The 20,960-nt window shown below is 35.7% G+C and carries 20 protein-coding genes and 1 pseudogene; 13 read left to right on the top strand and 8 right to left on the bottom strand.

Annotated elements, in window-relative coordinates; translation table 11 throughout:
- Nucleotides 1–95 precede the first annotated feature (95 nt).
- The 11 genes from FLAVO9AF_RS08930 (at nucleotide 96) to FLAVO9AF_RS08880 (ending at nucleotide 8,015) form a co-directional block, all read left to right on the top strand.
- A complete protein-coding gene (locus FLAVO9AF_RS08930) occupies nucleotides 96–773 on the top strand; it encodes a Crp/Fnr family transcriptional regulator (RefSeq protein ID WP_159687252.1) in 678 nt (225 codons plus the stop codon).
- A gap of 77 nt (nucleotides 774–850) precedes the next feature.
- Nucleotides 851–1,447, top strand: a complete 597-nt coding sequence (locus FLAVO9AF_RS08925; RefSeq protein ID WP_159687250.1) for a peroxiredoxin-like family protein — start codon at nucleotides 851–853, stop codon at nucleotides 1,445–1,447.
- 212 nt (nucleotides 1,448–1,659) lie between these two features.
- Nucleotides 1,660–2,121 (top strand): YHS domain-containing (seleno)protein, encoded by a 462-nt coding sequence (locus FLAVO9AF_RS08920; RefSeq protein ID WP_159687247.1) that lies wholly within the window; start codon nucleotides 1,660–1,662, stop codon nucleotides 2,119–2,121.
- A 126-nt stretch (nucleotides 2,122–2,247) separates the two neighbouring features.
- The gene (locus FLAVO9AF_RS08915) at nucleotides 2,248–2,637 is read left to right on the top strand and encodes a DoxX family protein (RefSeq protein ID WP_159687245.1); all 390 of its coding nucleotides are present in this window, start codon (nucleotides 2,248–2,250) and stop codon (nucleotides 2,635–2,637) included.
- Nucleotide 2,638: 1 nt separating this feature from the next.
- The gene (locus tag FLAVO9AF_RS08910; RefSeq protein ID WP_159687242.1) at nucleotides 2,639–3,127 is read left to right on the top strand and encodes a DinB family protein; all 489 of its coding nucleotides are present in this window, start codon (nucleotides 2,639–2,641) and stop codon (nucleotides 3,125–3,127) included.
- The gene (locus FLAVO9AF_RS08905) at nucleotides 3,115–3,822 is read left to right on the top strand and encodes an NRDE family protein (protein WP_159687239.1); all 708 of its coding nucleotides are present in this window, start codon (nucleotides 3,115–3,117) and stop codon (nucleotides 3,820–3,822) included. The genes FLAVO9AF_RS08910 and FLAVO9AF_RS08905 overlap by 13 nt, the downstream gene beginning before the upstream one ends.
- A 10-nt stretch (nucleotides 3,823–3,832) precedes the next feature.
- Nucleotides 3,833–4,867 (top strand): ATP-grasp domain-containing protein, encoded by a 1,035-nt coding sequence (locus FLAVO9AF_RS08900; protein ID WP_159687236.1) that lies wholly within the window; start codon nucleotides 3,833–3,835, stop codon nucleotides 4,865–4,867.
- A gap of 3 nt (nucleotides 4,868–4,870) precedes the next feature.
- Complete coding sequence (locus FLAVO9AF_RS08895) at nucleotides 4,871–5,512, top strand: hypothetical protein (RefSeq protein ID WP_159687232.1); 642 nt, start codon at nucleotides 4,871–4,873, stop codon at nucleotides 5,510–5,512.
- Nucleotides 5,513–5,587: 75 nt separating this feature from the next.
- A complete protein-coding gene (locus FLAVO9AF_RS08890) occupies nucleotides 5,588–6,265 on the top strand; it encodes an SDR family oxidoreductase (protein WP_159687229.1) in 678 nt (225 codons plus the stop codon).
- A 44-nt stretch (nucleotides 6,266–6,309) separates the two neighbouring features.
- Nucleotides 6,310–6,909, top strand: coding sequence for a SprT-like domain-containing protein (locus FLAVO9AF_RS08885; RefSeq protein WP_159687226.1), 600 nt, complete (start codon nucleotides 6,310–6,312; stop codon nucleotides 6,907–6,909).
- Between the two features lie 47 nt (nucleotides 6,910–6,956).
- Nucleotides 6,957–8,015 (top strand): mannose-1-phosphate guanylyltransferase, encoded by a 1,059-nt coding sequence (locus FLAVO9AF_RS08880; protein WP_159687223.1) that lies wholly within the window; start codon nucleotides 6,957–6,959, stop codon nucleotides 8,013–8,015.
- Between the two features lie 35 nt (nucleotides 8,016–8,050).
- Here FLAVO9AF_RS08880 and FLAVO9AF_RS08875 read toward each other — a convergent pair whose 3' ends face one another.
- From FLAVO9AF_RS08875 to gcvP, 6 genes are all read right to left on the bottom strand, one after another.
- Nucleotides 8,051–8,812 (bottom strand): ABC transporter ATP-binding protein, encoded by a 762-nt coding sequence (locus tag FLAVO9AF_RS08875; RefSeq protein WP_159687221.1) that lies wholly within the window; start codon nucleotides 8,810–8,812, stop codon nucleotides 8,051–8,053.
- Nucleotides 8,809–9,558: an ABC transporter permease gene (locus tag FLAVO9AF_RS08870; protein ID WP_159687218.1), complete on the bottom strand. Its 750-nt coding sequence runs from the start codon at nucleotides 9,556–9,558 to the stop codon at nucleotides 8,809–8,811. Before FLAVO9AF_RS08870 ends, FLAVO9AF_RS08875 begins: the two co-directional genes overlap by 4 nt.
- A 47-nt stretch (nucleotides 9,559–9,605) precedes the next feature.
- Nucleotides 9,606–10,454: a glycosyltransferase family 2 protein gene (locus tag FLAVO9AF_RS08865; RefSeq protein WP_159687215.1), complete on the bottom strand. Its 849-nt coding sequence runs from the start codon at nucleotides 10,452–10,454 to the stop codon at nucleotides 9,606–9,608.
- 94 nt (nucleotides 10,455–10,548) lie between these two features.
- Entirely contained in the window at nucleotides 10,549–11,070 is a 522-nt protein-coding gene (locus FLAVO9AF_RS08860; RefSeq protein ID WP_159687212.1) for a methyltransferase, read from the bottom strand.
- A gap of 479 nt (nucleotides 11,071–11,549) precedes the next feature.
- Nucleotides 11,550–12,608 carry a 3-oxoacyl-ACP synthase III family protein gene (locus tag FLAVO9AF_RS08855; RefSeq protein ID WP_159687209.1) on the bottom strand — a complete coding sequence of 353 codons (1,059 nt, stop codon included), beginning with the start codon at nucleotides 12,606–12,608 and terminating at the stop codon, nucleotides 11,550–11,552.
- A 275-nt stretch (nucleotides 12,609–12,883) separates the two neighbouring features.
- Nucleotides 12,884–15,733, bottom strand: a complete 2,850-nt coding sequence (gene gcvP, locus FLAVO9AF_RS08850; RefSeq protein WP_159687206.1) for an aminomethyl-transferring glycine dehydrogenase — start codon at nucleotides 15,731–15,733, stop codon at nucleotides 12,884–12,886.
- A 235-nt stretch (nucleotides 15,734–15,968) separates the two neighbouring features.
- On the opposite strand from gcvP, the gene FLAVO9AF_RS08845 reads away from it, so the two are divergent.
- Complete coding sequence (locus tag FLAVO9AF_RS08845; RefSeq protein ID WP_159687204.1) at nucleotides 15,969–16,772, top strand: hypothetical protein; 804 nt, start codon at nucleotides 15,969–15,971, stop codon at nucleotides 16,770–16,772.
- A 62-nt stretch (nucleotides 16,773–16,834) separates the two neighbouring features.
- Nucleotides 16,835–18,517, top strand: coding sequence for a DUF885 family protein (locus FLAVO9AF_RS08840; protein ID WP_159687201.1), 1,683 nt, complete (start codon nucleotides 16,835–16,837; stop codon nucleotides 18,515–18,517).
- Between the two features lie 61 nt (nucleotides 18,518–18,578).
- Here FLAVO9AF_RS08840 and FLAVO9AF_RS08835 read toward each other — a convergent pair whose 3' ends face one another.
- Together FLAVO9AF_RS08835 and FLAVO9AF_RS15685 are read right to left on the bottom strand one after the other, a co-directional pair.
- Nucleotides 18,579–20,486 carry an SPFH domain-containing protein gene (locus tag FLAVO9AF_RS08835; RefSeq protein ID WP_064716216.1) on the bottom strand — a complete coding sequence of 636 codons (1,908 nt, stop codon included), beginning with the start codon at nucleotides 20,484–20,486 and terminating at the stop codon, nucleotides 18,579–18,581.
- Nucleotides 20,487–20,772: 286 nt separating this feature from the next.
- Nucleotides 20,773–20,925: pseudogene (locus FLAVO9AF_RS15685) on the bottom strand (M3 family metallopeptidase); the annotation flags it as partial.
- Nucleotides 20,926–20,960 lie beyond the last annotated feature (35 nt).

Here is a 20,960-nt window from a genome sequence, read left to right as displayed (position 1 = left end):
TAAACCATTAAAGAACTAAGACGGTAAGTTCCTATTTTACCTAATCTTAATTCTTTAATGGTTTTTTCGTATAAATAATTTGATACATTTGTTTTATGTATGAAGAATTAAAATATTGGTATCTGCGTGATCACAAGTTGTTTTGGACCTTAAACGGGAGCCAATTGAAACAATTATGCATAATTACAGGTTTTAAAAAAGCCAAAAAGGGAGAGATTATTTATTTTTCTTCTTCTGAATTGCCTCGTGTTTTTTTGCTCAAAAAAGGAAATATCAAAATTGTTTCTGTAGACGAAGACGGCAATGAAACCATTAAAGATATTATTCAAAAAGGGGATTTGTTTGGCGAGTTAGAATTGGATAGCGACAAAAACTCGAATGAATACGCCAAAGCACTAACCGACGAAATTATTATTTGCAGTTTTTTGCTCTCTGATTTCGAGAACTTATTGTTGGAACATCCTTCCTTGGCGCTGTCTTATACGAAGTTTGTAGGCTTAAAAATGAAACGCATCAAAAACAATTATGCGAATTTGATTTCTAAAGATGCCAAAACACGCTTGCTCACTTTTCTAAAAGAATGGGCGGAGCGAGATGGAAAAACCATTGACAATCGCATCGTTATTGAGAATTACCTTACCCAAAACGATATCGCCCAAATTATTTGCACCTCCAGACAAACTGCAACGCAATTGCTCAATGAGTTGGAAGAAAAAGGTATTCTATACTACAGCAGGAAAGAAATTATTATTGAGGATATCTCGCTTTTGTAGTTTTTGAGGGAAAAGTAAAGTACCCGACATTTGGTTTCTTAAAAGTCAAGTAGTTTTGAAGTATTAAATTTTAAACTATGAAAAAATTACTTGTATTAGCGTTTATTTCAATTGTCGGAATCTCAAATGCGCAAAACGAACTTCCAAAAACGGCTTTGGAGATTGCTCCATTATTGATTGGCGAAAAAATCCCAGCTGTTACCTTACTTTCTTCGGAAGGGAAAACGGTAAATCTTCTTGATAGTATCCAAAGACAAAAAACAATAGTAGTGTTTTACCGAGGCGGATGGTGTCCGTATTGCAATATTCAATTAGCAGCATTAGGTCAAAATGAACAAGAGTTGTTGGCGTTAGGTTTTCAAATCATTGCAGTGAGTCCAGATGCTCCCGCGGCATTACTTCAAACAGACCAAAAGGAAAAATTGAATTATTTACTATTATCGGATAGCAAAGGAGAATTGTCCAAAGCGATGGGCTTGGCATTTCAAGCGCCAGAAAACTACAAACCTATTATTACCAAAGGATCCGAAGGAGTAAATACTACTTTCTTGCCTGTTCCTGCAGTTTTCTTTGTCGGAACCAATGGACTGATTCAGTTTGAACACATCACACCTGATTTTAAAAATAGAATTTCTTCGGAATTGTTGGTGGCAGTTGCCAAAGCTTTAAAATAGTTTTTGTAGAGGTGTTTTAGTAAAACTAGTTGAGTTCAATCAATGAAAAACTCCGTCAGCTATTGGCGGAGTTTTTTGTAAAGTTTTTAAACAGATCTATTTTGGGCAATTTTTTTATTATTTTCTTTCAAATGTAAACTAACGGACAAAAGGTAAATAGTCCACTCAATACATTTGTACCATTAGAAAACAACAATTTAAAAATAAACGAAATGAAAAATATACTTGTAATACTGTTATTGGCCTTTACAACGGCTACGACTTTTGCTCAAAGCGCTACTAAACGTGCAGCAGAATTTAATTTAGAAAAAAAGGTAGGGATTCAGGGGTATGATCCTGTGGGGTATTTCAAACTAAACAAAGCAGTAAAAGGCAAAGCAGCTTTGGCGACTACTTACGAAGGGGTTACCTATTATTTCTCCTCTCCAGCCAATAAAGATAGTTTTGTCAAAAATCCAGCGGGTTTTGAACCGCAATATGGAGGTTGGTGTGCTTATGCTATGGGAAGTTCGGGTGAAAAAGTAGAAATCAATCCCGAAACTTTCAAGATTGTAGAAGGCAAATTGTATCTGTTTTATAATGCCTTTTTTAATAATACTTTGAAAAGTTGGAATAAAGAAGAAGCCCAATTGAAAGTAAAGGCTGATTCGAATTGGAAAAAAATCATTAAATAAATTAGTATGAAATCGCCATTGCCAATGGGTTTGCAAAAGTAAACAATGATAAATAAAAGGCGACTCGAGCGTAGCAAATTGGCGAAGCATAAGATATATTACCACTGACAAATAAATTTTACCTATATGAAGACCACTCTTTTACCTTGGATTTTGCGTTTGATAGCCGCTGGGATTTTGCTCCAAACCTTGTTTTTTAAGTTTACTGGGGCACCAGAAAGTGTTTATATTTTCTCCACCTTAGGCATCGAACCTTTTGGAAGAATTGGTTCTGGAGTAGCGGAGCTAATTGCAGCCGTTTTATTGCTGATTCCAAGAACTACTTTAGTAGGCGCTCTGTTGAGTTGCGGAGTAATGTTCGGAGCCATTGCATCACATATTTTGATTCTAGGGTATGAGGTGCAAAATGATGGCGGGACACTTTTTATTTTGGCTTTAATTACGTTTATTTGTTCGGCCGCATTGGTTTTTATTTATAAAAATCAGATTTTTAATCTGTTAAAACTCAAACTTTAATATGTTGACTGCTTCTGTAAAAAATAGTTTGAATGAATTAATTGGCCTTTTGGAACAATTATCTGATACTGATTATACATTTCCTTGTCCTGAACTTAGCGGAGCCACTATTGGAGAACATACGCGTCACATCATCGAAATGTATCAATGCTTGCAAAAGCAATACTATACTGGAGTTGTAAATTATGATTTGAGAGCCAGAAACAAACAAATTCAAACCGATAGTCTTTTTGCCATCACTCAGATTGAGGAAGTAAAAGCCAACTTAGACTTAGAAAATAAACCTTTGGTTTTACAACAAGTAATAGATGGACAAGCGATTACTATCGAAAGCAATTACACCAGAGAACTTTTGTACAATTTAGAACATTGCATTCACCATCAGGCCTTAATAAAAGTTGGTTTGTTGCACTGTCAGGCGATTGCTATCGACGATAATTTTGGCGTGGCACGTTCTACCATTGAGTATAGAAAACAATGTGCACAGTAAGTTTTGTCTGCACCAACGGAAAAGTAATCCTTACTTCGAATAGGGATGAAAAAGTAAATCGCCCAGCAATTGCACCCAAACGCTACTGTTATAACGGAAAAGTAGTGCTGTTTCCCAAAGACCCAAAAGCAGGTGGAACTTGGTTTGCCGTTTCGGAAGGTGGAGTGGTGGTGGTTTTGCTTAATGGTGCAGAAGAAAAACACGAAGTGCAACCCCATTACGGAAAAAGTCGAGGCTTAATTACATTGGAAATTTGTAGTGCAAATGACACTATTCAACAATGGGAAATCCTCGATTTAAGTGCTGTTGAACCGTTTACTTTGGTGGTTTTCGAAAACCAAAAGCTTTTCCAGTTGCGTTGGAATGGAAAAATGAAAACCCAACAAGAATTATCCGTTTCGGAAAAGCATATTTGGTCTTCAGCTACATTGTATACTCCAGAAATTCGAACACTTCGTAAACAATGGTTTGAGGCTTTTATCCAAGAAAATCCTAATCCAACCCCTGAAGAAGTGCTGCATTTTCATCAATCCACCCAAGGCAATAATAAAGAATTCGGGTTAGTAATCGACAGAAACAACGTATTGAAAACAACAAGCATTACTCAAACGGTTATTGAATCGAATAAAGTGACATTAGGCTACAATGATTTATTGCAACAGCAGAGTCAAACCAATACTTTTATCATCATTTAAATCCTCAAAATTGAAATTATTTTTTCATAAACTTTTTCATTGGGAGTATTGGCCATTTCAAGTGGTGTACTTTCCTATTTATTTTCTGTGGACGTATTATGCCATAAGAGCGCGTTCTATTTTTTTCTTTAATGCCGCTAATCCTTCTATTAAAAATGGGGGTTTTATGATGGAATCTAAAAAAGCCATTTATAATTTAATTCCAAAAAATGAGTATCCAGAAACCCTTTTGATTGCTTCGGGAACTTCAATTCCAATGATTTTAAAAAAGATTCAAATGGAACAAATTACGTTTCCATTTATCGCTAAACCAGATATTGGCTTAAGAGGTTCTGGGGTAAAAAAAATTAAAAATTTAGCCGATTTAGAAAATTATGTTGCTCAAGCCGATTTTGATTTTTTGATTCAAAACTTAATTCCATTTTCGAACGAAGTAGGCATTTTTTACGTACGTTTTCCACACGAAAAGTCAGGTAGAATCACTGGAATAGTAGCCAAAGAATTTTTGATTGTCGAAGGTGACGGTGTTTCGACCATTACTCAATTGCTACAAATGAATCCCCGCTATGCTATGCAATTGAAAGCCTTGCAAAAAGAGTATGGGAAAAAACTAGATAAGATTGTGCCTAAAGGGGAGAAGCGAAACTTAGTGCCTTATGGCAATCACGCCCGAGGAGCCAAGTTTATAGATGCAAGCAACTTAATCACTGAGAAGTTGAATGCAACAATAGACAAATTATGTGTTCAAATTCCAGGGTTTTACTTTGGGCGTTTGGACGTTATGTATGACGATTTTGAGGAATTAGAACAAGGAATTAATTTTTCGATTGTTGAGTTGAACGGCGCCGCTAGCGAACCCACTCATATTTATGACCCGAAGCACTCGCTTTGGTTTGCTTGGAAAGAACTAGCTAGACATATTACCTATATGTTCCAAATTAGCGTAGCCAATCATCAATTAGGTTTTCCTTATTTGAGTTATGCTGAAGGAATGCAACAATATCGAATGCATTTGGAACAAAACAAAAAAATAATCAATTTTTAAACGATGCGAATTCTTAAGAATCTTTTTTTTGGTTTTCTTGTTAGCTTCTTAGGGTCGCTTCCTTTGGGGTATCTCAATATTATTGGGGTAGAAGTTTACACTAACTATTTTCTGGAATCTCTTATATTTTACTTAATTGGTGTTTTGTGTATAGAGGCTGTTGTAATCTATTTTACCATCGTTTTTGCCAATCAATTGATTACTAATAAAAAGTGGATGAAAAACATTGACTTTTTTGCCGTTGTATTTTTGGTTGGACTTGCCTTTTTGTTTTTTAAAGGTGCTAGTCCATCGATACAACAATCGGATTATATCAAGGACTATATTCAATATTCTACTTTTGTTATTGGGATGGTTTTGTGTGCTTTCAATTTTCTTCAGATTCCATTTTGGGTTGGTTGGAATTTGTTTCTGCTAAACGCTAATCGTATAGATTTACAAGGAACACTGAAATTGTATTATATTCTGGGTACTTTGGTAGGTACTTTTTTTGGGATGCTTCTGGCAATCGTGGTTTTATCAGAATTATCTACTGTGGATTTTTCCTTCACGCGGTATATTTTACCAGTTGTAGTTCCTGTTTTCTTTTTGGTTTTAGCGGCTTTACAGGCTCGGAAAGTATACATTAAATACATCAAGACGTAAAGTTATTGTTGAAATTCATTTTCTAAAAAGAAATACATAGAGCGGGATTTATTGTCTTTTGCTTATTTTTGCGCTATGAAAAAAATTATTATTACTGGAACGTCTAGAGGCATCGGGTATGAAATGGCGTTGCTATTTGCCAATGCAGGTCATCAAGTGTTGGCCATTTCTAGAAAAACACCTCAAGCGCTAATCGAAAACGAAAATATTACTTGTTTGTCTATCGATTTATCGACCGAAGAGGATTTGTATCAAGTAACAGATTTTCTTGATAGCAGCTGGAAAAATGTGGATGCCATTATACACAACGCTGGCGCTTTATTGAATAAGCCTTTTGCCACCATCACTCAAGCTGATTTTGAAGCCATTTATAGAGTCAATGTTTTTGCAGTTGCAAATCTTACGCGAATCGTGTTGCCTTATTTGCAAAAAGGAAGCCACGTAGTTACGATTAGTTCTATGGGAGGAGTCCAAGGCAGTTTAAAATTTGCAGGATTAGCAGCTTACAGTTCAAGCAAAGGAGCAGTGATTACGCTATCAGAATTATTGGCTGAGGAATATAAAGAACAAGGTATTGCTTTCAACGTATTAGCGCTTGGAGCAGTTCAAACCGAAATGCTTGAAGAAGCTTTTCCTGGTTATCAAGCTCCATTATCTGCTGCTGAAATGGCTCAATACATTTTCGACTTTACGCTTACCGGAAATAAATACTATAACGGAAAAGTATTGCAAGTCACTACAAGTAATCCTTAATTGCTTTAATTCTCAAATCCAAAATTCCAAATTCATAACCCAATTTGTCAGACACCCTTTTAAAATATTTGCCCGAACACGCCGTAAAGCCAGTTTTCGAACTGATTGTTGCGAATCAGGTGCATTTAAAAATTGTTAATGAACGTGTCACTCGCCACGGAGATTATAGGAAGGGAATCAGTGGAAAACACGAAATCACCGTAAATGCTAGTCTGAATAAATACCGGTTTTTGATTACGTTAATTCATGAGATAGCGCATTTGGTAGCTTTTGAAAAATTTGGACGCAACATCAAACCCCATGGAGCAGAATGGAAATATACTTTTCAGCGGTTGATGGTTCCGTTTATTAGACCTGAGATTTTCCCCAATCATTTGTTGCCATTATTAGCGCGACATTTTAAGAATCCCGCAGCGAGTAGTGATACAGACGCTACTTTGGCCTTGGCTTTAAAACAGTTTGACCAACAAAACGATAAAAGCTATATCTTTGAGATTCCTTATGGAAGTGTTTTTAGAATTCATAACGGGAAAATTTTTAAAAAAGGAGCACTTAGAACAAAGCGTTACGAATGTGTTGAAATTAGTTCGAATCGGATGTATTTGTTTAATCCTAATGCCGAAGTAGAATTATTGCCTCATTAAAACAACTAAATAGCACACAGGAATCGTGCTAAAAGACATAAAATACCATGAATAAAAATTATTACGCCATCTTGATGGCTGGAGGAGTAGGGTCTCGTTTTTGGCCAGTAAGTACCACAGAGTTTCCAAAACAATTTCACGATATGTTGGGGACTGGAGAGACGCTGATTCAAAAGACATTTAGTCGATTGTCACAGTTAATTCCAAAAGAAAACATACTGATTCTTACTAATGAAGCATACAATGCTATTGTGCTAGAACAGTTGCCTATGGTGAGTCAAGAACAAATTGTTCTAGAACCTGCAATGCGAAATACTGCACCTTGTATTTTATTTGCTTCGTTAAAAATCAAAAAACTGAATCCTAACGCCGTTGTTGTTGTTGCTCCAAGTGACCACTGGATTGAAGATGAAGTGCAGTTTGTGGCCAATTTGCAGCTTTCTTTTGATTTATGCGAAAGAGAAGAAACGCTAATGACTTTGGGTATTTTGCCTACTTTTCCTAACACAGGTTATGGCTATATTGAATATGATAAATTGGATAGTAGACCTATTAAAAAGGTAGTGCAGTTTCGCGAAAAGCCAGATTATGCCACGGCTAGAAAGTTCATTCAAAGTCGTAATTTTCTATGGAATGCAGGGATTTTTATTTGGAGTATTCCTTCTATTCTAAAAGCTTTCGAAGCTTTTCAACCAGCAATGTTAGCTCATTTTATGCAGGGGTACAGTAGTTATAATACCGCTTCTGAGAATGATTTTATAAAAGAATATTATCCATTGGCAGAAAACATTTCAATAGATTATGCCATTATGGAAAAAGCTAAAAATACTTTTGTTTTATCAGCTACTTTCGATTGGAATGATTTAGGGACTTGGGGGTCATTGTATGATAAATTACCCAAAGACAAACAAGATAATGCAGTGGTAAATGCAACGGTGATTTTAGAAAATGCTTCAAATAATATTATCCGTACTGCTGCTAAAAAACTAGTAGTGATTGATGGATTACATGATTTTATTATTGTAGATAAAGAAGATGTATTGTTGATTTATCCGAAAAGCAAAGAACAAGACATAAAATTGATTGCCAATAAATTAAAGAAGTAAAAAAAAGGCTTGATTATTGAAAATCAAGCCTTTTTTTATCCTTTTAAATAAGCTTCTCTTACCTTTTTGAATAAGTTAGAAGAGTAAACAAAGTCCACAATGGCTTCGTTGTCGGTTCTAAAAATTTCTTCTTTGGTACCTTGCCATTCTTTGATTCCGTTTTTCAGGAAGAGGATATTTTCTCCAATTTCCATCACAGAGTTCATATCATGGGTATTAACAACGGTAGTAATATTATATTCCTCAGTAATTTCTTTAATTAAATTATCAATTACAGTAGAAGTATAAGGGTCTAATCCTGAGTTGGGTTCATCACAAAATAAATACTTAGGGTTATTTACTATTGCACGAGCGATAGCGACTCTTTTTTGCATACCACCGGATATTTCTGAAGGTAGTTTTTTATGAGCATCAATCAAGTTAACTCTTTTTAAAACAAAATCTACACGGTCTTTCGTTTCTGAAGGAGTATTGTGTGTAAACATTTGTAAAGGGAAGGCTACGTTCTCTGCAACAGTCATAGAGTCGAACAAAGCACTGCCTTGAAAAACCATTCCAATTTCTGTTCGTAATTCCCTCTTTTCTTCAGGCAATAATTCGGAGTAAATTCTACCATCAAAAGAAATAGTTCCTTTCTCGGGATAATGAATGCCTAACAAACTTTTTAATAAAACGGTTTTTCCAGAACCACTCTGACCAATGATTAAGTTGGTTTTGCCCGCTTCAAAAAGACAAGATACTCCCTTTAAAACTTTACTCTCGCCAAATGATTTTTCTATGTTTTTGATTTCTATCATGCGCCAAGTAATAATTGAGTTAAAATATAGTTTGATGTGATGATACATACAGATGTCCATACAAAGGAAACCGTACTTGCTTTACCTACTTCGAGTGCGCCGCCTTTCATGTAATAGCCGTGAAACGATGGAATTGTTGCCAATAGTAAGGCAAAAATGATTGTTTTAATGAAAGCGTAAGTGATGTGAAAAGGAATAAAATCCAATTGTACTCCAGTAATAAAGCTTTCGCTTGAAGTAAACCCACCATAAACTGCAGCCATCCAACCGCCAAAAACGCCTAAAAACATACTAATACCAATCAAAAAAGGATACATTAGCAAGGCGATTATTTTTGGGAAAACGAGATAGTTTAAAGAGTTAACTCCCATAACTTCTAATGCATCAATTTGTTCTGTAACACGCATAGTACCAATACTTGATGTTATAAAAGAACCCATTTTTCCCGCCATAATTACTGAAATAAATGTTGGTGCAAACTCTAATATTACAGATTGTCTTGTAGCAAAACCAATCAAATAAGTTGGAATTAACGGATTGGTTAAGTTCAATGCGGTTTGGATAGAAACTACGCCACCAACGAAAAACGAAATGAAACAAACGATTCCCAACGAGTTAATGATGAGGTCGTCGATTTCTTTAAAAATAAGATTCTTCATCACAGACCATTTGGTTTGTTTAATAAAGATTTCTTTAATCATCAGAAAGTATTTTCCGATTTGTGAGATGTAGCGAATTAGCATCATAGGTTGTAAAATAGTACCAAAAATAGTAATTAGTTTTCAACTGCTGGTTAAAACAGTTTTTCTTTCATTTTTTTCCAGCGGTAATTTCTGAAAAATTTAGCTTGCTCCGCTGTTACAAATAATGGTTTTCCGGATGATTTTGCTTTCCAAAAACCCATTATGTAATCTATAAATAGAAGAGGTTTCCCTTTTCGCATGGCCAATTTTAATGATGAAATTGCCGTGATGATAAATCCGTAACCCAAGCTGTAAAAAGCTTCTCCTTGTTTGTATCGAGCGGCTTTATTGTAGCTTGCGCCAGTTGGTTTGAGGTGCTTTACATGCAGACTTTCGTCGGTGACTACTTTCCAATTGTAAAACTTGCATAACAACTCGTCTACAGTATCCCAACCCATAGCCGGTTTTAGCCCACCAATTTGTTGGAAAGTTTCTTTTCGATAAGCTTTTAGCGCACCACGAATATGGTCTTTGTCGGTTAAATTTTCTAATATCCACTCCCCATTTTTTTCGATGTAGCAAAAACCACCCACCATTCCAATGCGTTCATCGGACTGGAAATGTTTAATAATAGTTTCGAAATAATTGGAAGGAAATATTAAATCGGCATCAATCTTTACAATTAAATCATAGTTGTCGTCCAAGGTTTCGAATCCTTTTTCAAAAGCTTGAATGACTTTACTTCCCGGTAGATGTATGTTTTCTGATGATTTGTTGACCAAACTTATGTATGGGTTGTTCTTAGCAAATTCCAATACAACTTCGGCAGTTCTATCTGTTGAATTGTCATTGACCACCACAATTTTTGAAGGCAAAACAGTTTGCGAAATCAGTGATTGCAGTGTCAAACCAATTAAAGCTTCTTCGTTATAAGACGGTATGACGATGTAGTATTTCATAAAAAATAAAATTCCAAAATTTTAAAATTCCAAATTCCTAATGATTGGATGAGTCCAAAATTGGAAATTGGAATTTCATTTTTGTGATTTGTTTTTAGGCTCGTTCAGCGTAAACAATATAGTATCTTGGTGTAAAAAAACGCAATAGCGGACGGAATCCTATTTTTTTTACGGGATGTGTGAATTTTTCTCTTGCGATAATTTTCCAGCCTGTTTTTTCTAGCAACCAGTCCAATTGCCAATCTTCAAATTCGTGGTAATGTCTGTCCCACATATCAGTTTTGCTGCGATAAGCGGGTGAAAACCATAAACGAAGGGGGATTGAAATTAATAATTTGTCGCATTTTACATTTTGTAAAACAGTATAAGGATTCAATAAATGTTCAAAGATTTCGAAGGCAGTAAAAACCGTATAGTCTTCAGTTTGTAAGGCGTTTTGATTGTTGTCTAAATCCTCGCCAGTAGTGTTTTTTACAGTATATCCATTTTCTTCCATAATTTTTGAGAAAGGGTTTGGAACTCCTAAATCAAAAATGGTTTCTTGGGTAGTGATGTGTTTTTGTAAAAATTCTAAAGTATGCTTGAATCGTTTATTGGGAAATGTTTTTTCGTACATAGTTATGGGTGTTGACCTTTTGGAAACAAGGCGCAAATATACAAATTATATGTGTTTTGAAGGCATTGTAAATAGGGTGTTCTCTTTTAACTATTTTGCCACAAATTACACTAATTCAGCACAAATTTGAATGCGTTTTGATTCCACAAATTCATATTTATCGTATTATTTGTAAAATTTACCATCAATTTCAAGAAATTGTTTAAGCAATTTGCGCATTAGTGGCTACTTTTTTTAAATGAATGCCCTGCATTGTATAGCCCAGATAAAAACGAAAAGCCCACAGCACTGCAGTTTAATTTTTGCTGGTGCATCAAAGCGACTAAAAGAAGCTCTTGAGGCGCCTTGTAAAAATAAACTCCAGGGCGAGGACTTGTAGTGGATAGCTGGATTGGCTCCTGAAAAATAGTGATTAGTCCATAGTGATTAGTGATTAGCACAATTTGAGCTAAGGACTTAGGGCTAGTTACTAATGACTACTAGTAGCGATATACAAAGGCATTGACATTCATACCAGCGCCTACTGAGGCAAACATAATAACGTCTCCTTTATGGATTTCGTGGTTTTCGATTTGACCTTTCGTCAATAAGTCGTATAAAGTTGGAACGGTTGCAACACTACTGTTCCCTAGTTCGTTGATGCTCATTGGCATAATGTCTTTAGGCGGTGTTTGTCCATAGAGTTTGTAAAAACGGTGAATGATGGCTTCGTCCATTTTTTCATTGGCTTGATGAATCAATATTTTTTTGACTTGATTGATTTCGATACCGCTTTTGTCCAAACAACTTTTCATTGCAGCAGGAACTTTGCTTAGGGCAAATTCGTATATTTTGCGGCCATACATTTTGATATAGCGCGTGTTGGGATTCAAATCTTGATTGTATGATTTACCAAAAAACAGATAATTGGCTTCGTCTATGGCAAAAGTACCACTTTCGTAAGACAGCATTCCCGTTTCAGAATCTGAGCCTTCGATAATAGCTGCTCCAGCACCATCGGCATAAATCATAGAGTCTCTATCGTGTGCGTCTACTACTCTTGATAGGGTTTCGGCTCCAATAACTAAACAACGTTTGGCCATTCCAGAAGTAATAAAGGCATTGGCTTGCAATACGCCTTCAATCCATCCAGGGCAACCAAAAAGAATGTCATAAGCCACACATTTTGGATTCTTGATTTGTAATTTGTTTTTTACTCTTGTCGCTAGACTTGGGAGCGTGTCTGCTTGAATGGTTCCGTGATTGACATCACCAAAATTATGTGCGTAAATAATGTAATCAATGGTTTCCGGATCAATTTTGGCATCTTCAATTGCTTTTTGTGCAGCAAAATAAGCCAAGTCCGAAGAGTTTAAATGATCCTCTGCATAACGACGTTGTTCAATGCCTGTAATTCCTTTAAATTTATTGATCACTACATCATTAGGATAGGCAAAGGCAGATCCGTCTTCGTTTAAAAAGACATGTTTATCAAAGTCGGTGTTGTGAATTTTTAGAGCTGGAATGTAACTTCCAATTCCTGTTATTTTTATTTTCATCAGGGTATTTTTGGTATAATCCTAGCTAAATTAATCATTAATAAGTAATTCGAGCAATAAAATTTACTATGCGTGCATATAATTATCAAATAACATTTTTTTTGTTGAATTATTGTTTATTTTTTAATGAATTCTGTATTTTTTGGAAAATCTCAATCGATTGAAATCGGGAGTTTCTATTTTTTTTGATTTTATGCACTATTTTTATTTAAAAAAAAGAAAAGCCCGACAAATAAAATTATGTCGGGCTTTATAGTTGTAAAAATTATTGTTTTTTAACTTTCCATATACGCTTCGATAGGCGCACAGCTACAAACTAGGTTTCTATCTCCGTAAGCGTCATCGGCTCTGCGCACAGTAGGCCAGAATTTGTTTTCAGCAATGTAATCCAATGGAAAAGCCGCTTGTTCTCTGCTGTATGGGAAATCCCAAGTTTCAGCTGTTAGCATCGCTAAAGTATGTGGTGAATTTTTCAATACATTATTACTGTCCTCGATAGTTGCTGCTTCGATTTCTTTTCGGATGGAAATCATAGCGTCACAGAAACGATCCAATTCTTCTAAGTTTTCACTTTCTGTTGGTTCGATCATTAAGGTACCTGCTACTGGGAAAGAAACGGTTGGCGCATGGAAACCATAATCCATCAAACGTTTAGCGATATCAGTTACTTCGATTCCTTTTTGTTTGAAAGGACGACATTCCAAAATCATTTCGTGAGCTGCACGACCCATTTCACCAGAATATAACGTGTCATAGTGACCGTTTAATTTTTCTTTGATGTAGTTGGCATTTAAAATTGCGTGTTCCGTTGCTGATTTTAATCCCTCAGCACCTAACATTGAAATGTATCCGTAAGAAATCAAGCAAACTAAAGCAGATCCCCATGGTGCAGCAGAAATAGCGGTAATTGCATGTTCTCCTCCAGTTGGAATTACTGGGTTTGTTGGTAAAAATGGAACCAATTGAGGAGCTACACAAATTGGTCCAACACCTGGTCCACCACCACCGTGAGGAATAGCGAAGGTTTTGTGTAAGTTCAAGTGGCAAACATCCGCACCAATAGTTGCTGGATTGGTTAAACCTACTTGAGCGTTCATATTTGCTCCGTCCATATATACTTGACCACCGTTATCGTGAATGATTTTGGTGATTTCTTGGATAGCACTTTCGAATACCCCGTGTGTAGATGGATAAGTTACCATCAAACAAGAAAGGTTGTCTTTGTGCAGCATCGCTTTTTCACGTAAATCTTCTACGTCAATGTTTCCATTGTCCAAAGTTTTGGTTACCACTACTTTCATACCTGCCATAGCTGCAGAAGCTGGGTTGGTTCCGTGAGCTGAAGATGGAATCAAAGCGATGTTTCTGTGGTGATCTCCACGGGATTGGTGGTACGCACGAATTACCATTAATCCGGCATATTCTCCTTGTGCACCAGAGTTAGGTTGCAAAGTAGTACCAGCAAAACCTGTGATTACATTTAATTGTTGTTCTAATTTGCGCAACATTTCTTGGTATCCTTGAGCTTGATCTAGTGGAGCAAAAGGATGAATGTTATTCCATTGTGGATTGCTAAGTGGCAACATTTCTGAAGCTGCGTTCAATTTCATTGTACAAGAGCCTAAAGAAATCATCGAATGGTTCAATGATAAATCTTTACGCTCTAGCATTTTGATGTAACGCATCATAGCTGATTCAGAATGGTATTTATTGAAAACATCGTGTTGTAAAAACGAAGACGTTCTGTTCAATGCTTCTGGGAAGTGGTTGGTTACTGTTAATTCAGTAATTTCAGGAGCTTGAGTTCCTTTTGCGGCAGCGAAAATGCTAACAATTTTGGCTACGTCTTCGATACTAGTGGTTTCGTTGAATGCAATAGAAACTGTTGCTTCGTCGATATAGAAGAAGTTGATATTGTTTTGTTCTGCTAATGCTTTTATTTTTTGAGCCTCAGCTTTCACTACAATGGTATCGAAGAAAGCGCTGTTGGTTTGCTCGTAACCTAATTTAGTCAATTCGTTTGCTGTTGTTGCAGCCACGGCGTGTACTTTATTAGCGATATAGCGTAAACCTTTAGGTCCGTGGTACACTGCATACATACCTGCCATTACAGACAATAAAACTTGTGCTGTACAGATATTTGAGGTAGCTTTTTCACGTTTGATGTGTTGTTCACGAGTTCCTAAAGCCATTCTCAATGCTCTATTTCCGTTCGCATCAATAGTTACTCCGATAATACGGCCTGGCATAGAGCGTTTGTATTCGTTTTTGGTAGCAAAATACGCTGCGTGAGGTCCACCATATCCTAATGGAATTCCGAAACGTTGTGTAGTACCAATCACTACAGCTGCTCCCATTTCGCCTGGAGGCGTCAATTTTGTTAAACTTAAAATGTCTGCTGCAACGGCTACTTTTATTTCGTTAGCTGCTGCTTTTGAAATAAACTGTGAATAGTCATATACTTGACCGAATTTACCTGGATATTGCAACATAGCTCCAAAAAAGTCTTCCGAGAATTCGAAAGTTTCGTGGTTACCCACTACCAATTCTATTCCGATTGGTGTAGAACGTGTTTGTAAAACCGATAAAGTCTGTGGTAAAATTTCTTCAGAAACGAAGAATTTGTTGGTATTGTTTTTCTTTTGATCGCGGGTTCTTACATCAAAAAGTAAAGCCATAGCCTCAGCTGCTGCTGTACCTTCATCAAGAAGTGAGGCATTGGCGATTTCCATTCCAGTTAATTCAATAACCATAGTTTGAAAATTCAAAATAGCTTCCAAACGACCTTGCGCGATTTCGGCTTGGTAAGGAGTGTAAGCGGTGTACCATCCTGGGTTTTCAAAAATATTTCTTTGAATAACAGCAGGAACAATCGCTTGGTGATATCCTAAACCAATATAAGATTGGAAAACTTTATTTTTATTACCTAATTCTTGAATGTGATTCGCAAATTCATATTCTGTCATTGCGGGATCCAATTGCAGTGGTGCTTTTAGACGAATGTCATCTGGAAGGGTTTCATAAACGAGTCGTTCTATAGAATCAACTCCAATGGTTTTCAACATGTGTTGAAGGTCATTCTCTCTTGGACCAATGTGTCTTAAAGCAAAAGCATCTGTTCTCATTTGTACTAAATAGTGTTTTTTTTATATTCTAAAACAAATTGGTCTGTAGTGTAATGTTTTGGATTACTTTTGATTATACAATCATCAGACTTTTTTTGAATTAAAATAGTAGGTGTTGTTTTTTTGTGGTGCAAAAATAAGTATTATTAATAATTCAAGACGTATTTTGTTGGGTATTTTTTATTGATTTTTCAACTAAAACCGCTATTTGTTTACAATTGATTAATTTTGTTTAATGAAGATTTTCAGACATTTATTTCGTTTTTACATCAATAGCAGTATTCACGTGGGCTTGTCTTGTTTGGCTTTGTTTTGTATTACTCAACAACAGTTATTTTTTTCTTTACCTTTTTCTTTGGCATTATTTGTTTTTTTAGGGACTGTTTTTGCCTACAATTTTGTTAAGTATGAGTCATTAATTAGGAGGAGAAAAAATGCTATTCGAAAAGAATTAAAAGCAATTGCTGTGTTTAGTGGGCTCGTTTTTTTGGGATTGCTTTACTATTGCTTTCAGCTTCGATTCCAGACGCAATTAGGAGTTTTTTTCATTGTAATACTCACCTTATTGTATGCTTTACCTTTTTTTCCTAATCGAAGCAATGCCAGGAATTGGAAAGGCATTAAAATTTATATCGTGTCTTTGTGTTGGGCTCTGACTACTGTTTTTTTGCCTGCTTTAGAAGGGAATTTTTCATTAGATGTTATGGTGTTTGTTTATGGTTTGCAGCGGTTTTTTTTGGTTTTTGTACTCATCCTAATTTTTGAAATCGTCGATTTAAAAAACGATGATCCCTTATTACAAACCGTACCACAGCAAATAGGTGTGGAGCGAACTAAGAACCTAGGTTTTGGCTTGTTGGTTCTTTTTTTAGCTTTGGATTTTTTGAACAGGAACTTTAATTTACTTTCTCTTTTTTTTATCCTAGTCACTGCCTTTTTTTTGGCTTTTGCCAATGAAAAACGTTCTCATTATTATACTTTGTTTTGGGTGGAGGCTATTCCAATAGTGTGGTGGATTTTTTGGATTCTTTACAAGTAAGATTTATTTTAAAAAACCTTTCATTAATTGATTAAATTTGGCTGTTTTCAAAATAAATAGCAATGAAATTTAAAACCCTTTTTTTTGTTCTGTTTTGCACAGTTCATTCGTATGCCATTGATTTCAATGAAATTGTTTCCACTTTTTCAGCTGATAAATCGGCATTGCAACGAAAATTTTCCAACCATCTCTCGGATGCTTATTTTATTCGTTTCACACAATTTTATTCCGATTGGAAAGTAAAATTAGAAACCATAGATTTTAATTCCTTGACCAAAGAGCAAAAAGTAGATTATGTTTTACTTCGCAATTACATCGAAAAAAGCACCTGTTTTCATCAATTAGCACAAAAAGAATTTGATAGTGTAAAATTTGTTGCAGAAAAGGCAAAAGAGATATATGATTTTAATGAAAAAAGAAAATCAGGAATCACCCCAAAATCGAGTCAATTAGCTGGAGTTTTTGATGCTACGGAGAAAGCATTTCGCAATGAGATCAATTCTATAAAAAACACAAAGCCTTTTAGTAACTGGCAAAATGCTGATTTAGCTGCAAAAGTGATTAAGTCGTTAATCAATGCGACAGAAGAATCGTTTGCTTTTTACAATGAATACAATCCTGATTTTATGTGGTGGATGCAGCAACCGCATCAAAAATTAATGAAAACCTTGGGAGAATATGAATCAGCGGTACGTCAAAATTATATAAATTCCTCTGTAAAGGATGATGGTAGTGGAATTATTGGAAAACCGCTGGGTAGAGAAGCTTTACTTAAAGATTTAAAGTTTGAATTTATTGCCTATACACCAGAGCAACTGATTGAAGAAGCCAACAAACAATTTGCCTGGTGCGAAAATGAAATGCTTAAGGCTTCTCAAACAATGGGCTTTGGTAAGGATTGGAAAAAAGCTTTAGAAAAAGTTAAGCAATCTTATGTGGCGCCAGGACAATGGCAAGAAGATGTTAATCATTTGGCGAATGAAGCCGTTCAGTTTATCGAAGATAGAAATTTAATCACAGTTCCGCCATTAGCCAAAGAAACTTGGCGTATGACGATGCTCTCAGCCGAAGCACAAAAAATTAGTCCTTTCTTTTTAGGTGGCGAAGTGATTCAAATTGCTTATCCAACTGCGGGTATGGAATATGATGATAAAATGATGAGTATGCGAGGTAATAATCCTTATTTTTCTAGAGCTACGGTACAACATGAATTAATTCCTGGGCATCATTTACAGATTTTTATGATGGATCGCTACAAACCCTACAGGACGCTTTTTCAAACTCCTTTTTGGATTGAAGGTTGGGCATTGTATTGGGAATTTAATTTATGGGATAAACAATTTCCTAGAACTCCAGAAGAAAAAATAGGGATGCTTTTCTGGAGAATGCACCGTTGTGCTCGAATCATTTTCTCTTTGAATTATCATTTAGAAAAAATGACACCACAACAATGTATCGATTTTTTGGTTGACAAAGTAGGACACGAAAGAGCCAATGCTGCTGCTGAGGTACGTCGTTCCTTTATGGGAGGGTATGGGCCACTTTACCAAATTGCTTATATGACCGGAGGTCTACAATTTTACAGTTTAAGAAAACAATTAGTGGATTCTGGTAAAATGTCTGAAAAAGAATTTCATGATACGATTTTACAGAACAATGCAATGCCAGTAGAAATTGTTAAAGCCATTTTAACGGGTGAAGAGTTAAAAAAAGAAGCGTCTCCTAAATGGAAATTTTTAGACTAAATTAATTGATAAAAAATAAGCCGTCTCAAATGAGACGGCTTATTCACTGGGATCAAAAAAATTATTTTTTAGGAGCTGGTTTGTCAGTTTTGGCATCCATCATCTCCATTAGTTTCATACCTAGTAAGCCGCTGATTCCACCTTCAGAACCATTTGTTCCTGAAATTAAGACATCAGGAATTACTTTGATATTTCCTTTTCCAATTTCTTCGGTAATTTTATATTTAGTAAAGTTATCACCGCCCATAGCTGATACCTGTAATTGATACGCTTCAGCTGTAGATTGACCAATAGCCTTGATTTTTTCAGCTTCTGCTAAACCAGTTTTAGAAATTTTTTCAGCCTCTGCGCTAGCATTTAATCGAGTCGCTTCTGCTTGTGCACCAGCTCTTGCTTTAGTAGCTTCTGCTTCTGCGTTGGCACGCATTTTAGTAGCCTCAGCTTCTGCATTTACATTAAGTTTCAAACTTGTAGCGTCTCCCTCTGCTTTTTTAACTGTCGCATCAGCAGTTCTTTGAGCAATTTCAACACTTTGAGAGGCTTTTACGATTTCTTTTTGCATATCAGCAATAGCTGTTTCCTTTTCAACACCTTGACGTTGTTCTTGCGCCATTCTTTGGGTTTGATAGGTTTTTTGTTCCTCTTCCGCAATTTTTCTATCAGTCAACGTTTTCATTAAAGAATCTGGAGGAACGATATCACCAATTAAGGTGTCGACAGCATTTACGTTGTATTCATCCAATACTGCTTTGATATGATTTTTAGCTGATTCTTGACGCTCTTTACGAGTACTTAAGAATGAAATTACATCGCTATCTTGCGCTGAGTTTCTAAAATAGTTACCGATAGTTGGTTCCAAAACTTGCGACACTAAGTTGGTCATACTACCAAAACGTGCAATAACTTTTGGTGCTTCGTTCGCGGGAACGTGAATAATTTGTGCTACATCCAAATTAAAAGGGAAACCATCTTTTGAACGAACGGTAATTGTTGATAGATTCTTATCAAGGTCGTGTGATTCACTTCTTGCATTTGCCCAGTTTAGTACTAGGTTTGTTGTTGGAACAGGCTCAAGTTTTGTAGTGTATTTATTCAAAGCATATTTACCTGGACCAAACGGTTCCATCCAAACACCACGTTGCCCTTTTGATACAATATTACCGTGTTTAAAGGTGTCTCCCGTAACATCTTTTCCGTCTTCACCGATATATGAAATGACAACTCCAACATAACCAATTGGCACATCTGTCATAGGGTTTTGTTCTATTTGTATTGCCCAAGTATTGATGTAGTAGGAACCTGCCAGCATTACTTGAGGTTGCAAACCACGATTTCCACCTTGTTCTAAGAAATAGTCAAAATCTTGAAAATTATTATGACCATCTACATATTTACCTGCAATTTGTCCTTGTGGAATTGGATCACCATCTAATGCGGTTACAATTCCAACCATATTTTCAAAAATCTTTATTTGTTCGGCGATTACAATTTCGAACAAAAAGGTATTGATACGATAAGATCCAGTGGTTATAAAAGCGGATTGTCTTCCTTTTTGTCCACCATTAGTTAAGAAAGCAGTAGCGTCTTGAAAGTTGTCGCTATCTACTTTTCTTGCAAGGATGCGTCCCGTTGGAATTTCTTTACCATCTTTACTCAACACTAATCCAATTTTTCCTTCAGGGATAATAGTAAATGGGGTCATATCTACTGAAAATTGCCAAATCCACATTCCCCAATACAAACCTGGAGCTAGTGTTTGAGCTTGAAAACCTGCTTCACCTTTAGTGGCTATAATTCTTCCGTCAGGCAATGATTTATCCGCACCAAAGAGTACGAATTTTTTTGTTACTAATCCAATTTTGTCCTCGGGAACGATAACCATTCCAAAGAAAACTCTTAAAACAAATTTGTAAAGAACGATGGATAAAACAAGTAAAAATACCCACCAAAAATCTAGAATTGCAGTCATTATGAAATATTTTTTTGATTATTACTATGTTTGATTTTTATAGATAATGACTATAGAAAAATACTGTAATTTCCTTTTTTAGTTTCTGAATTCAAATTGTATTATATAATTGAAATCCCTTTTTGAAGTTACAACAGCCCTGTGTTATTTTAGAATATCGTTATGGTATAAAATCTCTAATTATACGGAAACACTTATTAATTGTTACAAAAAAATAAGAAATATTTTAGAAAATAAAAAACCGAAGCATTGCTACCTCGGTTTTTTATATGAATACTGAAATTGACTAAATCAACCCCGCTCTTTTCAAAAGCGCATCCGCCTTTGGTTCTTGACCTCTAAAGCGTTTGTAGAGTTCCATTGGCAATTCGGTGCCGCCTTTCTAAAGGACGTTGTCTTTGAATTTTGTTGCCACTTCTTTATTGAAAATGCCTTTTTTCGGTTTTTCTAATATGAATCTTTCTCCATATTAGA

Origin of the sequence: Flavobacterium sp. 9R (assembly GCF_902506345.1) — a bacterium.
In the GTDB taxonomy this organism is placed as follows: domain Bacteria; phylum Bacteroidota; class Bacteroidia; order Flavobacteriales; family Flavobacteriaceae; genus Flavobacterium.
Note: the sequence above shows the minus strand (reverse complement) of the source record. Positions and strands in the feature narration are given on the sequence as shown.

Excerpts from the sequence above, each read along its gene's own strand:
- FLAVO9AF_RS08930 (WP_159687252.1), top strand. The coding sequence starts at position 96 with ATGTATGAAGAATTAAAATATTGGTATCTGCGTGATCACAAGTTGTTT.
- FLAVO9AF_RS08925 (WP_159687250.1), top strand. The coding sequence starts at position 851 with ATGAAAAAATTACTTGTATTAGCGTTTATTTCAATTGTCGGAATCTCA.
- FLAVO9AF_RS08920 (WP_159687247.1), top strand. The coding sequence starts at position 1,660 with ATGAAAAATATACTTGTAATACTGTTATTGGCCTTTACAACGGCTACG.
- FLAVO9AF_RS08915 (WP_159687245.1), top strand. The coding sequence starts at position 2,248 with ATGAAGACCACTCTTTTACCTTGGATTTTGCGTTTGATAGCCGCTGGG.
- FLAVO9AF_RS08910 (WP_159687242.1), top strand. The coding sequence starts at position 2,639 with ATGTTGACTGCTTCTGTAAAAAATAGTTTGAATGAATTAATTGGCCTT.
- FLAVO9AF_RS08905 (WP_159687239.1), top strand. The coding sequence starts at position 3,115 with ATGTGCACAGTAAGTTTTGTCTGCACCAACGGAAAAGTAATCCTTACT.
- FLAVO9AF_RS08895 (WP_159687232.1), top strand. The coding sequence starts at position 4,871 with ATGCGAATTCTTAAGAATCTTTTTTTTGGTTTTCTTGTTAGCTTCTTA.
- FLAVO9AF_RS08890 (WP_159687229.1), top strand. The coding sequence starts at position 5,588 with ATGAAAAAAATTATTATTACTGGAACGTCTAGAGGCATCGGGTATGAA.
- FLAVO9AF_RS08880 (WP_159687223.1), top strand. The coding sequence starts at position 6,957 with ATGAATAAAAATTATTACGCCATCTTGATGGCTGGAGGAGTAGGGTCT.
- FLAVO9AF_RS08875 (WP_159687221.1), bottom strand. The coding sequence starts at position 8,812 with ATGATAGAAATCAAAAACATAGAAAAATCATTTGGCGAGAGTAAAGTT.
- FLAVO9AF_RS08870 (WP_159687218.1), bottom strand. The coding sequence starts at position 9,558 with ATGATGCTAATTCGCTACATCTCACAAATCGGAAAATACTTTCTGATG.
- FLAVO9AF_RS08865 (WP_159687215.1), bottom strand. The coding sequence starts at position 10,454 with ATGAAATACTACATCGTCATACCGTCTTATAACGAAGAAGCTTTAATT.
- FLAVO9AF_RS08860 (WP_159687212.1), bottom strand. The coding sequence starts at position 11,070 with ATGTACGAAAAAACATTTCCCAATAAACGATTCAAGCATACTTTAGAA.
- FLAVO9AF_RS08855 (WP_159687209.1), bottom strand. The coding sequence starts at position 12,608 with ATGAAAATAAAAATAACAGGAATTGGAAGTTACATTCCAGCTCTAAAA.
- gcvP (WP_159687206.1), bottom strand. The coding sequence starts at position 15,733 with ATGAGAACAGATGCTTTTGCTTTAAGACACATTGGTCCAAGAGAGAAT.
- FLAVO9AF_RS08845 (WP_159687204.1), top strand. The coding sequence starts at position 15,969 with ATGAAGATTTTCAGACATTTATTTCGTTTTTACATCAATAGCAGTATT.
- FLAVO9AF_RS08840 (WP_159687201.1), top strand. The coding sequence starts at position 16,835 with ATGAAATTTAAAACCCTTTTTTTTGTTCTGTTTTGCACAGTTCATTCG.
- FLAVO9AF_RS08835 (WP_064716216.1), bottom strand. The coding sequence starts at position 20,486 with ATGACTGCAATTCTAGATTTTTGGTGGGTATTTTTACTTGTTTTATCC.